This window comes from Mycolicibacterium houstonense, from assembly GCF_900078665.2.
Lineage (GTDB): Bacteria > Actinomycetota > Actinomycetes > Mycobacteriales > Mycobacteriaceae > Mycobacterium > Mycobacterium houstonense.
The window spans coordinates 1851918-1865645 of sequence record NZ_LT546207.1; the positions used below are offsets into that span (position 1 = coordinate 1851918).

A 13728-nucleotide genomic window follows, 5' to 3' on the forward strand; every position below is an offset into this window, starting at 1 on the left:
CGGGCCGGCCGTGCGGCCGGTGGCGCTGGCCCGGGGGCCGGGCAACCTGTGCTCAGCGCTCGAAATCACCATGGAGGACAACGGAATTGACCTCTTCGCTGCCACCAGCCCGATCCGGCTGGCGTTGAGCGATCCGGTTCCGGCGATCGAGGGCCCACGGGTGGGGGTGAGCAAGGCCGCCGACCGGCGGTGGCGATTGTGGCTGGCCGATCGGGCGGAGGTGTCGGCGTACCGGCGCAGCCCCCGCGCCCCGGCGCCCGGCTCCAGTGACTGAAACGCGATGATTGATCGCATGACTTCTAGAGCGATGGGAATCCTCGATGAGCTGGACTGGCGTGGGCTGATCGCGCAGTCGACCGACCGCGACGCCCTGGCGACTGACCTGGCCAAGGGACCCATGACCGTCTATTCGGGCTTCGACCCGACCGCGCCGAGTCTGCATGCCGGGCATCTCGTACCCCTGCTCACGCTGCGGCGATTCCAGCGCGCCGGGCACCGGCCGATAGTGCTCGCCGGTGGGGCCACCGGGATGATCGGCGATCCCCGCGACACCGGGGAACGCACCTTGAACACCGCCGATACGGTCGCCGACTGGGCCGGCCGGATTCGCGGCCAGCTGGAACGGTTCGTCGAGTTCGACGACACCCCGACCGGTGCGATCGTCGAGAACAACCTGTCGTGGACAGGGGAGTTGTCTGCGATCGAATTCCTGCGTGACCTGGGCAAATACTTCTCGGTCAACGTGATGCTCGACCGGGAGACGGTCCGGCGCCGGCTGGAGGGCGACGGCATCTCCTACACCGAGTTCAGTTACATGCTGCTGCAGGCCAATGACTTCGTGGAACTGCACCAGCGGTACGGCTGCGCATTGCAGATCGGCGGCTCCGACCAGTGGGGCAACATCGTGGCCGGCGCCCGGTTGGTCCGCCAGAAGCTGGGCGCCACCGTCCATGCCATGACGACTCCGCTGGTCACCGACTCCGAGGGCAAGAAGTTCGGCAAGTCGACCGGCGGCGGCAATCTGTGGCTGGACCCCGAGATGACCAGCCCGTACGCCTGGTACCAGTACTTCGTGAACACCGCCGACGCCGATGTCATCGGGTACCTGCGCTGGTTCACCTTCCTGCCCGCCGACGACATCGCCGAGCTTGAGGACGCGACCAAGAACCGGGCGCATGAGCGGGCCGCGCAGAAGCGATTGGCCCGCGAACTCACCACGTTGGTGCACGGGGAGGCCGCCACGACGGCGGTCGAGCTGGCCAGTCAGGCGTTGTTCGGGCGGGGCGAGCTCACCGACCTCGACGAATCGACGCTCGGCGCGGCGCTGCGCGAGGCGAGTAATGGTCAGGTGGCCGAGCTGACTCCTGGTGGCCCCGACTCGATCGTCGATCTTCTGGTCGCCACCGAATTGGCGCCGAGTAAGGGCGCGGCACGTCGCAACGTCGCCGAGGGCGGGGTGTACGTGAACAACATTCGTATCGAAAGTGACGAGTGGATACCACAGCACTCGGACTTTCTGCACGACCGTTGGCTCGTGTTGCGACGTGGCAAGCGGCACATTGCCGGGGTCCGGCGGGCGAGCGCTTCCGGTTAGTCGCGCGTGGGCGCTGACCTGGGAAAACGTCGCAATGACCTGGCGATTTGACTCCCTGTTAGCGCTCACGTAACTTATTCCAGGTCAGAGCGACACGGACAAGCGCCGGAGAGCGAAGACGAAATCCGAGAGAGACACCCATTACGGTGGGTCTTCTCACTGCCCGCAGTAAAGTTCAGCGGCTTTTAGCCGCGGGATTTCTGCGCGACAAACTCGGGCGTGTTGTTTGAGAACTCAATAGTGTGTTTGGTGGTTTTTGTTTGTTGTTTTTGGCCACGCTCTTTTTCCCGTTTAGGGTGTGGTTTTGTTTTTTGATGCCAGTTTTTGGTGTCTTTTGTTTGTGATCGGATTTTTCTGATTCGAATTCTGCCTGGGCTTTGGTCTGGGAGTTTTTGTTTGGAGAGTTTGATCCTGGCTCAGGACGAACGCTGGCGGCGTGCTTAACACATGCAAGTCGAACGGAAAGGCCCTTCGGGGTACTCGAGTGGCGAACGGGTGAGTAACACGTGGGTGATCTGCCCTGCACTTTGGGATAAGCCTGGGAAACTGGGTCTAATACCGGATAGGACCACGCGCTTCATGGTGTGTGGTGGAAAGCTTTTGCGGTGTGGGATGGGCCCGCGGCCTATCAGCTTGTTGGTGGGGTAATGGCCTACCAAGGCGACGACGGGTAGCCGGCCTGAGAGGGTGACCGGCCACACTGGGACTGAGATACGGCCCAGACTCCTACGGGAGGCAGCAGTGGGGAATATTGCACAATGGGCGCAAGCCTGATGCAGCGACGCCGCGTGAGGGATGACGGCCTTCGGGTTGTAAACCTCTTTCAATAGGGACGAAGCGCAAGTGACGGTACCTATAGAAGAAGGACCGGCCAACTACGTGCCAGCAGCCGCGGTAATACGTAGGGTCCGAGCGTTGTCCGGAATTACTGGGCGTAAAGAGCTCGTAGGTGGTTTGTCGCGTTGTTCGTGAAAACTCACAGCTTAACTGTGGGCGTGCGGGCGATACGGGCAGACTAGAGTACTGCAGGGGAGACTGGAATTCCTGGTGTAGCGGTGGAATGCGCAGATATCAGGAGGAACACCGGTGGCGAAGGCGGGTCTCTGGGCAGTAACTGACGCTGAGGAGCGAAAGCGTGGGGAGCGAACAGGATTAGATACCCTGGTAGTCCACGCCGTAAACGGTGGGTACTAGGTGTGGGTTTCCTTCCTTGGGATCCGTGCCGTAGCTAACGCATTAAGTACCCCGCCTGGGGAGTACGGCCGCAAGGCTAAAACTCAAAGGAATTGACGGGGGCCCGCACAAGCGGCGGAGCATGTGGATTAATTCGATGCAACGCGAAGAACCTTACCTGGGTTTGACATGCACAGGACGCCGGCAGAGATGTCGGTTCCCTTGTGGCCTGTGTGCAGGTGGTGCATGGCTGTCGTCAGCTCGTGTCGTGAGATGTTGGGTTAAGTCCCGCAACGAGCGCAACCCTTGTCTCATGTTGCCAGCACGTTATGGTGGGGACTCGTGAGAGACTGCCGGGGTCAACTCGGAGGAAGGTGGGGATGACGTCAAGTCATCATGCCCCTTATGTCCAGGGCTTCACACATGCTACAATGGCCGGTACAAAGGGCTGCGATGCCGTGAGGTGGAGCGAATCCTTTCAAAGCCGGTCTCAGTTCGGATCGGGGTCTGCAACTCGACCCCGTGAAGTCGGAGTCGCTAGTAATCGCAGATCAGCAACGCTGCGGTGAATACGTTCCCGGGCCTTGTACACACCGCCCGTCACGTCATGAAAGTCGGTAACACCCGAAGCCGGTGGCCTAACCCTTGTGGAGGGAGCCGTCGAAGGTGGGATCGGCGATTGGGACGAAGTCGTAACAAGGTAGCCGTACCGGAAGGTGCGGCTGGATCACCTCCTTTCTAAGGAGCACCACGAAAAGGGTTCAAGACACTGGGTCTTACCCGAGCCGTGAGGAACCGGTTGCCTGTAGTGGGCACGGTTTGGTGCACAACAAACGTTGAGCTGGCGCGGGAAAGCGTTGGTGATGGACTGCCGAACACACTATTGGGCTTTGAGACAACAGGCCCGCAGTCCTGTCCCGTTGGGGGCAGGGGGTGTGTTGTTGCCTCACTTTGGTGGTGGGGTGTGGTGTTTGATTTGTGGATAGTGGTTGCGAGCATCTAGCACGCAGAGTGTGGCTGGGGGCCTTCGGGTTTCTGGTCGCGTTTGTGTGTTGATGTGCAATTTCTTTTGAAACTCATTTTTGGTTTTTGTGTTGTAAGTGTTTAAGGGCGCATGGTGGATGCCTTGGCACTGGGAGCCGATGAAGGACGTTGGAGGCTGCGATATGCCTCGGGGAGCTGCCAACCGAGCGTTGATCCGAGGATGTCCGAATGGGGAAACCCGGCACGAGTGATGTCGTGTCACCCTGCACTGAATACATAGGTGTTGGGAGGGAACGCGGGGAAGTGAAACATCTCAGTACCCGTAGGAAGAGAAAACAAAATGTGATTCCGTGAGTAGTGGCGAGCGAAAGCGGAGGATGGCTAAACCGTATGCATGTGATACCGGGTAGGGGTTGTGTGTGCGGGGTTGTGGGACCTGTTTTTCCAGTTCTACCTGGCTGGAGGGTAGTGAGAAAATGTTGTGGTTAGCGGAAGTGGTTTGGGATGACCTGCCGTAGACGGTGAGAGCCCGGTACGTGAAAACCTGACATCTACCTTGAACGGTGTTCCCGAGTAGCAGCGGGCCCGTGAAATCTGCTGTGAATCTGCCGGGACCACCCGGTAAGCCTGAATACTTCCCAGTGACCGATAGCGGATTAGTACCGTGAGGGAATGGTGAAAAGTACCCCGGGAGGGGAGTGAAATAGTACCTGAAACCGTGCGCTTACAATCCGTCAGAGCCTTCGACTTTGTCGTGGGGTGATGGCGTGCCTTTTGAAGAATGAGCCTGCGAGTCAGGGACATGTCGCGAGGTTAACCCGGGTGGGGTAGCCGCAGCGAAAGCGAGTCTGAATAGGGCGTATCCACACAATAGTGTGTGGTGTAGTGGTGTGTTCTGGACCCGAAGCGGAGTGATCTACCCATGGCCAGGGTGAAGCGCGGGTAAGACCGCGTGGAGGCCCGAACCCACTTAGGTTGAAGACTGAGGGGATGAGCTGTGGGTAGGGGTGAAAGGCCAATCAAACTCCGTGATAGCTGGTTCTCCCCGAAATGCATTTAGGTGCAGCGTCACATGTTTCTTGTTGGAGGTAGAGCTACTGGATGGCCGATGGGCCCCACAGGGTTACTGACGTCAGCCAAACTCCGAATGCCGACAAGTCCAAGAGTGTGGCAGTGAGACGGCGGGGGATAAGCTCCGTGCGTCGAGAGGGAAACAGCCCAGATCGCCGGCTAAGGCCCCTAAGCGTGTGCTAAGTGGAAAAGGATGTGCAGTCGCGAAGACAACCAGGAGGTTGGCTTAGAAGCAGCCACCCTTGAAAGAGTGCGTAATAGCTCACTGGTCAAGTGATTGTGCGCCGATAATGTAGCGGGGCTCAAGCACACCGCCGAAGCCGCGGCAGCCATTTATGGCTGGGTAGGGGAGCGTCCTGCATCCGGTGAAGCAGCAGAGTGATCTAGCTGTGGAGGGTGTGGGAGTGAGAATGCAGGCATGAGTAGCGAATAGGCAAGTGAGAACCTTGCCCGCCGAAAGACCAAGGGTTCCTGGGCCAGGCCAGTCCTCCCAGGGTGAGTCGGGACCTAAGGCGAGGCCGACAGGCGTAGTCGATGGACAACGGGTTGATATTCCCGTACCCGTGTATGTGCGTCCCTGATGAATCCATTGTGCTAACCATCCAAAACCGTCGTGACTGATCCCTTCGGGGTGAGGCGTTGACGGGGCTGCGTGGGACCCCGGTGGGTAGTAGTCAAGCGATGGGGTGACGCAGGAAGGTAGCCGTACCAGTCAGTGGTTGTACTGGGGTAAGCCGGTAGGGAGTCAGATAGGCAAATCCGTCTGGCATATATCCTGAGAGGTGATGCATAGCCGTTTGAGGCGAATTCGGTGATCCTATGCTGCCAAGAAAAGCCTCTAGCGAGGACATACACGGCCCGTACCCCAAACCAACACAGGTGGTCAGGTAGAGAATACTAAGGCGTACGAGTGAACTATGGTTAAGGAACTCGGCAAAATGCCCCCGTAACTTCGGGAGAAGGGGGACCCCCATATCGTCAACACCCTTGCGGTGGGTAGCGGGAGGGGGTGGCACAAACCAGTGAGAAGCGACTGTTTACTAAAAACACAGGTCCGTGCGAAGTCGCAAGACGATGTATACGGACTGACGCCTGCCCGGTGCTGGAAGGTTAAGAGGACCCGTTAACCCTTCGGGGTGAAGCGGAGAATTTAAGCCCCAGTAAACGGCGGTGGTAACTATAACCATCCTAAGGTAGCGAAATTCCTTGTCGGGTAAGTTCCGACCTGCACGAATGGCGTAACGACTTCTCAACTGTCTCAACCATAGACTCGGCGAAATTGCACTACGAGTAAAGATGCTCGTTACGCGCGGCAGGACGAAAAGACCCCGGGACCTTCACTACAACTTGGTATTGGTGCTCGATACGGTTTGTGTAGGATAGGTGGGAGACTGTGAAGCAGCCACGCCAGTGGTTGTGGAGTCGTTGTTGAAATACCACTCTGATCGTATTGGGCCTCTAACCTCGGACCGTATATCCGGTTCAGGGACAGTGCCTGGTGGGTAGTTTAACTGGGGCGGTTGCCTCCCAAAATGTAACGGAGGCGCCCAAAGGTTCCCTCAACCTGGACGGCAATCAGGTGTTGAGTGTAAGTGCACAAGGGAGCTTGACTGCGAGACGTACATGTCGAGCAGGGACGAAAGTCGGGACTAGTGATCCGGCACCTCTGAGTGGAAGGGGTGTCGCTCAACGGATAAAAGGTACCCCGGGGATAACAGGCTGATCTTCCCCAAGAGTCCATATCGACGGGATGGTTTGGCACCTCGATGTCGGCTCGTCGCATCCTGGGGCTGGAGCAGGTCCCAAGGGTTGGGCTGTTCGCCCATTAAAGCGGCACGCGAGCTGGGTTTAGAACGTCGTGAGACAGTTCGGTCTCTATCCGCCGCGCGCGTCAGAAGCTTGAGGAAATCTGTCCCTAGTACGAGAGGACCGGGACGGACGAACCTCTGGTACACCAGTTGTTCCACCAGGAGCACCGCTGGATAGCCACGTTCGGACAGGATAACCGCTGAAAGCATCTAAGCGGGAAACCCCCTCCAAGACCAGGCTTCTCACCCTTTTAGAGGGATAAGGCCCCCCGCAGACCACGGGATTGATAGACCAGACCTGGAAGCCTAGTAATAGGTGCAGGGAACTGGCACTAACCGGCCGAAAACTTACAACAACCAACAAACACCAACGTTTGACGAGTTTCGTAAGACACACATCTGTCTCGCAACCACATCCATAAACACCCACACCACGTGTGATCGGAGTGCACCGCACCCCACCACCAAAACACACAGGATTTGCACTCACAAACGAGTGAATAGAGTTACGGCGGTCCATAGCGGCAGGGAAACGCCCGGTCCCATCCCGAACCCGGAAGCTAAGCCTGCCAGCGCCGATGATACTACCCACACGGGTGGAAAAGTAGGACACCGCCGAACACAAATTAAGAATCACCCCCCACGTTTTGCGTGGGGGGTGATTCGTTTTTATCGATCAGTTCTTTTCAACGACAATTCCGAGCCCGGTATTGACATGATTATGTCGGCCGTGGCAGCTGCCAGTATCCTTTGCGGGAAGGGCGGGTAGAAAGGCACACGTGGTCGGAGATAGGCAAGGCGACGCAGAGCGGCGCCCGCGGCGTGCATCCAACGACCGCGCATCGAGCAATTCAGGTCATCGTCGTCCTCGCGATCAGCGGGGCCGTGATCAGCGTGGCGGCGCTCCCCGGGTATCCGGGCCGGGCCGGGCACGCAATGCGCAACCCAGCGACGATGCCCAGCCGAAGAATGACGGCCCGAAGTTGCCGGTCGACGTCGAAGCGAAAGAACTGGCCCCCGACGTCCGTCGGGAACTGGTGACGCTGGACAAGGCGACGGCCGACTTCGTGGCCCGGCACCTGGTGATGGCAGGCAAGCTGCTCGACGAAGATCCCGAAACCGCTCTGGCCCATGCCCGCGCCGCCCGCAACCGGGCCGGCCGGATCGCCGTGGTGCGCGAGGCGGTCGGTATCGCGGCCTACTACTGCGGGGACTGGGCACAGGGGTGTTGTGTGCACTTGCTGTACACGCGGTGACGAATGGGTACAGTGATGTGGATAGGAAGGCTAGCCTAAATATAGGCTGACCTGGTGGGGCGGGCGGGGCTCGAACCCGCGACCAATGGATTATGAGTCCACGGCTCTAACCGACTGAGCTACCGCCCCCGGGCGCATCTGCGCGGCAATATGGTCCCACATGGCGAAGCGACCGAGCCAAATGAGGGCACGTGGTGCCATCACGCCAGGTGGGATCATGGCGGACGTGCCTTCTCACGCGTTCGCCTCCGACAACGCCGCCCCCGCGCACCCGAAGGTGATCGACGCGATCGCCGCGGCCAACACCGGCTCCGCCGCGTCCTACGGGAACGATCCGGTTACCCAGCGGGCGGCCGAGACCATCAAGGCCGCGTTCGACTCCCCCGATGCACAGGTGCTGTTCGCACTCACCGGTACCGCGGCCAACGTCATCGCGCTGGCCTCGGCGGTCCGGCCGTGGCAGGAGATCCTGTGCAGCGACATCGCCCACTCTCTGGTGGACGAGGCCGGCGGCCCGGTACGGCTATCTGGAGCTCCGGTGACGCAGCTGTCCAGTGACAACGGCTTGATCGACCCGTCCGCTCTCGACACCGCGATCACCCGCCGCGGGCCGGTGCATCATTCCCAGCCCCGCATCGTCACCATCACCCAGTCCACCGAGAACGGCCGGGTGTGGACCCCGCAGGCCATCAAGGACTTCGTCGACCACGCCCACGACCTCGACCTGCTGGTCCACGTCGACGGCTCCCGCATCGCCAATGCGATTGCCGCCCTGGATGTCTCACCGCGAGAAGCCATCGCCGACGCCGATATCGTGACGGTCGGCGGCACCAAGAACGGCATGCTGATGGGCGACGCGATCCTGGTCCGCCGACCCGACCTGTTCGACGGAATTCACTTCGTGCAGAAGCAGATCGGCCAATTGGCCAGCAAGCAGCGCTTCATCGCGGCCCAGTTCGAGGCGATGCTGCACGACGGGCTGTGGCTGCAGACGGCCGCCCACGCCAACCGGATGGCCGCCCGGCTCAGCGCGGGATTGTCGGCTTTGGGTCTCACACTGTCCTGCCCCACCGAGGCCAACGAGGTGTTCGTCGACCTCGAACCCGCCACGTACGAGGAGGTTTCGGCGAGCTATGCCGTGCACCGCCCCGACCCCCTGCGGCCCGCCGCGCGCTTCGTCTGTTCGTGGGCGACCACGGACGCCGAGGTGGACGGCGTGCTGCGGCTGCTGTCGTCGATTTCTACCTGAGGGCGGTAGTTCGGCCCGGGCAACCACCCACGGGTAGAAAGCGGCGCAGTGGCGATCGCCGAAAACCTCAGCTGTAGATCGGCTGCCCGTCGTCGCCCAGCCGGTATTGCTCGGTGCCCTCGTCGACGCGGGCCGCATCGGCACCGAGCGCGACGGCCACCTTGTTGCAGGCGTTGCGCATGACGTCCAGGGTCAGTTCGACGGCCTCGTCCTGCGAAAAGTGTTCGCGTAGTTCATCGCCGGACACGTTGGCGGGAGTCCAGATCAACGCGTCGACATAGCGCAGCGCGGCCTTGTGCCGATCGGACAGACCGGAATTCTCGAAGTCGTCGATGGCGTCGAAATCCGATTCGGTGGCGCCGGCTTCCAGTGCCGCGGCTTCCCGCAGCGACTTGCACAGCCGGCAGTTGTGCTGGCGGGCCCCGCGCAGCCGGACGATCTCGGACGTCACCGGGTCCAGCGCACGCATCCGCCCCACGGCGGGAACGAAGGTGTCCAGCACGTAGTCGGCCGGGTTGGTGTCGTGATCCCAGGCCACGACCTCTGCGGGCCAGTCCACGCCCACCGCCGACAACCCGGCCCGCACCCGGGGCACGAAGTCGGCCACATAGATCATCGTCGCCACGGTGAACACGTCGGGCCCGAGCAGATCGGAGAATGCCGCACGCTGGGCGGCGTTGATGCCGGTCACGTCGATGCTGAACTGCTCGGCGAATTCGCTGACCATCGGATCGACAGTGCCGCCGCGGGTTTCGGCCGGCAACGGCACCAATCCCAGTGCCGAGGCACATACCTCACGCACGTCGGCGTTGATATCGGCCAGTCGTGGCGGCGACAGTGCGACCAGATGCGTCAACTCGCTGAACAGATCGGCAGACACATCCGCAGTATCCACCACCTCGGCCGCTCTCGTGGGATTACCCGGGCCCCGAAACCATCGCCTCCAGACCGGAGGCATAGCTCTCCTTGACCACGTCCAGATGCACCCAGCTGTCGACGACGCCGACCCCCGGCAGCGCCCGAATCGCGTCGAGGATCTCCACCAATTGCGCCGCCGAGAACGCCCGCACCGTGGCCAACAAGTCGAAGCGTCCGAGCGTGCGGGCCACGAAGATCACCGATCGCATGCCCACCAGCGCCGCCACCACCTCATCGCCGGCTCCAGTCAGCCGGATGCCGAGCCCGAGTGCGCTCTGCCGGTCCTGCCCGGAATGCCGGACCACGGCCCCGATCCGAACAACCTGCGATTCGACCAACCGCACCACGCGCCGACGTGCTCCCGCGGGGGAAAGACCCACCATCTGAGCGAGATCCACATAGGACGCCCGCCCGTCATCCTGGAGGGCGCGCAGCAGCGCCAAGTCCAGGTCGTCGACCTCGACGCTGACATCACCGACCGGGCCGACCACGTCGCGCAGCACCTCGACATAGGTGAGCGTGTCGACGCCCACCACGCCCGCCATCGCCCGCAACTCGGCGATCACCCCGTCGACGTCGCGGATCGAGCCGACCCGCACCTCCGCGATCAGCCCGTACGCGCCGCTGGTCAGCGAGAGGAACGCGATGTCGACGCGCTCCGCCAGATTCGCCGCGATCCCGGCGACCGGCCCATCGACCATCACGCTGACATGGGCCAGCGCACCGCGACCGAGGACCGCGGGGTGCACGACACCGCGGACGACCACTTGCCCGCCGTCGATCAGGCGCTGGATTCGGGCGGCGGCGGCCGAGCGGGACAGCCCCACGCGGTGGGCGATGTCGCGGTGCGTCAGCCGCCCGTCGGCCTCGAGCAGGCTGATGATCGCCTCATCCATCTCGTCCATCCGGGCACCGCCTGAAAATCGGTCGAAGAATTATCTTCACAAACGTACCGGCACAAAGTTCACTGTCGAGCGGATCTATCGCTTCTTCTGACTGAAATGACGCGAGCTGCCGTCAGATCAATATTCTTTGAATGCTTCTGATGATTGAAGTGATTGCATGCGATGAACTGCGGGTTTACCGTAACGCAGATCACTACGACCGCAGAGGAAGTGACAGCATGACCGCCCCGATCGGCCCCGTCGACGCTTCGAAGATCCCGCGCTTCGCCGGTCCGGCCACCTTCGCCCGGTTGCCCCGTCTGGACCAGGTGACCAAGGCCGACGTGGTCGTGGCGGGGGTGCCGTTCGATTCCGGCGTCTCCTACCGGCCCGGCGCCCGCTTCGGCCCCACTCACGTCCGGGAGTCCTCGCGACTGCTGCGCCCGTACAACCCCGCGATGGACGTGTCGCCGTTCGAGCTCGTCCAGGTCGCCGATGCCGGCGATATCGCGGTGAACCCGTTCAACATTCACGAGGCGATCGAGACCATCGAAGGCGCCGCCCGCGACCTCACCTCCGACGGGACCAAACTGGTGACCATCGGTGGTGACCACACCATCGCACTGCCACTGCTGCGCGCGGCGGCAGCCAAGCACGGCCCCGTCGCCCTGGTGCACTTCGATGCCCACCTGGACACCTGGGACACCTACTTCGGTGCCGAATACACCCACGGCACCCCGTTCCGCCGCGCCGTCGAGGAGGGCATCCTCGACACCGAGGCGCTGTCCCACGTCGGCACCCGCGGGCCGTTGTACGGCAAGAAGGATCTCGAGGACGATCGCCGGTTCGGGTTCGGCATCGTCACCTCGTCCGACGTGTACTACCAGGGTGTGCGCGAGGTCGTCGACAAGCTGCGCCAACGCCTCGGGAACCGGCCCGTCTACGTGTCGATCGACATCGATGTGCTCGATCCCGCCCACGCGCCCGGCACCGGCACCCCCGAGGCCGGCGGCATGACCAGCCGTGAGCTGCTGGAGATCCTGCGCGGCTTCCGTGGGCTGAACCTGGTCGGTGCCGACGTGGTCGAGGTGTCCCCGGCCTACGACCACGCCGAGATCACCGGCGTGGCCGCATCACACGTCGCCTACGACCTGGTGTCCCTGCTGGCCTTGGGTCCCGATGCGTAACGGGGGCGACGTCGTCGTCGAAACCCTTACCGCACTGGGCGTCTCGCATGTGTTCGGCATCCCCGGACAGAACGCCCTCGGGTTGTTCGACGCCATCCGGCGCAGTGACCTGAGGTTCGTCAGCTCGCGGGTGGAGAACAACTCGGCGTTCGGCGCCGACGGCTACAGCCGCGCCACCGGCGAGGTCGGCGTGCTGTTCCTGTCCACCGGCCCGGGCGCGTTGACCGCCCTAGGCGCACTGCAGGAGGCCTACGCCAGCGGCGTACCGGTGTTGGTGATCGCCAGCCAGGTACCGCGGGCCGGCCTGGGTCTGCGCCGCGGCATGCTGCACCAGCTCGACGATCAGAAGGCCAGCGCCGTCAACGTCACCAAAAGCGTTGCCACCGTGCGGCGGGCCGCCGAGATTCCGAGCCTGATCGCCGATGCCTACGCGTTGGCCCGGTCGGCGCCGGCCGGGCCGACCTGGGTGGAGATCCCGCAGGATGTGCTGCTGGAGCCGACGACGGTGCCGCCGGTGCGTGCCCTCGACGCGACACCGACGCAACGTGCCCCGCGCCCCGAGTTGATCGAGGAAGCCGCCGCGCTGCTGAACGGCGCGCAGACACCGGTCATCCTGGCCGGCGGCGGGGTGCGCCGGTCGGACGGCGGCCCCGACGCTCTGGTGGCGCTGGCCGAAAGGCTTGGCGCCCCGGTGGTTTCCACCGTGGGCGGCAAGGGCGCCATCGGGTTCGACCACCCGTTGTCGGCCGCCTCCTGGATCGAGGACCGCTACACCACCGAGATGTTGGAGAACGCCGACGTCCTGCTGGCCGTCGGCACCGCGATCGGCGAGGTCACCAGCAACTACTTCACCTTCGCCCCGCGCGGTCGGCTGATCCACGTCGACGCCGAGGCCCGCGTGCTGGAGGCCAACCACCCGGCACTGGCCATCCATGCCGACGCGGCGCAAGCCATGCTGGCACTGGCCACCAAGGTCGATGCCCGGGACACCACCGAGGGCGCGACGCACGCCGCCGAGTTGCGCAAAGCAGTGCAGGACAGGCTCTCCGGGCAGAACGTGGCCACCGAACTGCAACTCATGGCCGATCTGCGGGCTGCGGTGCCGTCGGCCACCCATACGTTCTGGGACATGACGATCGCCGGCTACTGGGCCTGGTCGGCCTGGGACCCACAAGATGGCGCCTTCCATTCCGCGCAGGGCGCCGGTGGTCTGGGCTTCGCCTTCCCGGCCGCCCTGGCCGCCGCGATCGCCACCGGTGAGCGCACCTTCGCGGTATCGGGTGACGGCGGTGGCATGTACTCGATCGCCGAGTTGGCCACCGCCCGCCAGCACGACGCCAACGTCACCTGGCTGATCGTCGACGATGGTGGTTACGGCATCTTGCGCGAGTACATGACCGCCGAGTTCGGCACCGCGACCGCCACCGAGCTGGCCCGCCCCGACTTCGCCCGGCTCGCAGAAAGTTTCGGCATTCCCGCCCACACCGCCACACCCGACACCGTCGGCGAGATCGTGGCCGCCACATTCGGCACCGACGGCCCAGCTGTCGTCGTGCTGCCCGCAGTACTCAGCATGTTCGCCCCCACTCACCTCTGACCGAAGG

General features: G+C 62.8%; 7 protein-coding genes, 1 tRNA gene, 3 rRNA genes and 1 pseudogene. 9 read left to right on the top strand and 3 right to left on the bottom strand.

Translation table 11 applies throughout. The features are described from left to right. The 6 genes and pseudogenes from BN4332_RS34235 to BN4332_RS09390 form a co-directional block, all read left to right on the top strand. On the top strand, positions 1-274 hold a 274-nt coding region (locus BN4332_RS34235), incomplete at its 5' end, for a DNA-3-methyladenine glycosylase (RefSeq protein WP_235654060.1). 18 nt (positions 275-292) lie between these two features. Further along, the gene (tyrS, locus tag BN4332_RS09370; RefSeq protein WP_066898197.1) at positions 293-1594 is read left to right on the top strand and encodes a tyrosine--tRNA ligase; all 1302 of its coding nucleotides are present in this window, start codon (positions 293-295) and stop codon (positions 1592-1594) included. A 393-nt stretch (positions 1595-1987) separates the two neighbouring features. Continuing rightward, positions 1988-3505 (top strand): 16S ribosomal RNA (locus BN4332_RS09375). A gap of 356 nt (positions 3506-3861) precedes the next feature. After that, positions 3862-6986: ribosomal RNA gene (locus BN4332_RS09380) — 23S ribosomal RNA — on the top strand. A gap of 151 nt (positions 6987-7137) precedes the next feature. After that, positions 7138-7251: ribosomal RNA gene (gene rrf / locus BN4332_RS09385) — 5S ribosomal RNA — on the top strand. The 16S, 23S and 5S rRNA genes sit together here, the layout of an rRNA operon. Before the next feature lie 158 nt (positions 7252-7409). After that, a pseudogene (locus BN4332_RS09390) lies at positions 7410-7853 on the top strand (tetratricopeptide repeat protein); the annotation flags it as partial. 85 nt (positions 7854-7938) lie between these two features. Here BN4332_RS09390 and BN4332_RS09395 read toward each other — a convergent pair. Further along, a tRNA-Ile gene (locus BN4332_RS09395) sits at positions 7939-8015 on the bottom strand. An 88-nt stretch (positions 8016-8103) separates the two neighbouring features. Here BN4332_RS09395 and BN4332_RS09400 point away from each other — a divergent pair. Continuing rightward, entirely contained in the window at positions 8104-9135 is a 1032-nt protein-coding gene (locus BN4332_RS09400) for a threonine aldolase family protein (RefSeq protein ID WP_200820285.1), read from the top strand. A gap of 67 nt (positions 9136-9202) precedes the next feature. Here BN4332_RS09400 and BN4332_RS09405 read toward each other — a convergent pair whose 3' ends face one another. Together BN4332_RS09405 and BN4332_RS09410 are read right to left on the bottom strand one after the other, a co-directional pair. Beyond that, positions 9203-10015, bottom strand: coding sequence for a carboxymuconolactone decarboxylase family protein (locus tag BN4332_RS09405; protein ID WP_066898244.1), 813 nt, complete (start codon positions 10013-10015; stop codon positions 9203-9205). 37 nt (positions 10016-10052) lie between these two features. Further along, complete coding sequence (locus BN4332_RS09410) at positions 10053-10958, bottom strand: Lrp/AsnC family transcriptional regulator (RefSeq protein ID WP_066898198.1); 906 nt, start codon at positions 10956-10958, stop codon at positions 10053-10055. A 218-nt stretch (positions 10959-11176) separates the two neighbouring features. On the opposite strand from BN4332_RS09410, the gene speB reads away from it, so the two are divergent. Further along, complete coding sequence (gene speB, locus BN4332_RS09415) at positions 11177-12124, top strand: agmatinase (RefSeq protein WP_066898245.1); 948 nt, start codon at positions 11177-11179, stop codon at positions 12122-12124. Beyond that, positions 12117-13721, top strand: coding sequence for a thiamine pyrophosphate-binding protein (locus BN4332_RS09420; protein ID WP_066898199.1), 1605 nt, complete (start codon positions 12117-12119; stop codon positions 13719-13721). Before speB ends, BN4332_RS09420 begins: the two co-directional genes overlap by 8 nt. Positions 13722-13728: the final 7 nt, after the last annotated feature.

Excerpts from the sequence above, each read along its gene's own strand:
- tyrS (WP_066898197.1), top strand. The coding sequence starts at position 293 with ATGACTTCTAGAGCGATGGGAATCCTCGATGAGCTGGACTGGCGTGGG.
- speB (WP_066898245.1), top strand. The coding sequence starts at position 11,177 with ATGACCGCCCCGATCGGCCCCGTCGACGCTTCGAAGATCCCGCGCTTC.
- BN4332_RS09420 (WP_066898199.1), top strand. The coding sequence starts at position 12,117 with ATGCGTAACGGGGGCGACGTCGTCGTCGAAACCCTTACCGCACTGGGC.
- BN4332_RS09410 (WP_066898198.1), bottom strand. The coding sequence starts at position 10,958 with ATGGACGAGATGGATGAGGCGATCATCAGCCTGCTCGAGGCCGACGGG.
- BN4332_RS09400 (WP_200820285.1), top strand. The coding sequence starts at position 8,104 with ATGGCGGACGTGCCTTCTCACGCGTTCGCCTCCGACAACGCCGCCCCC.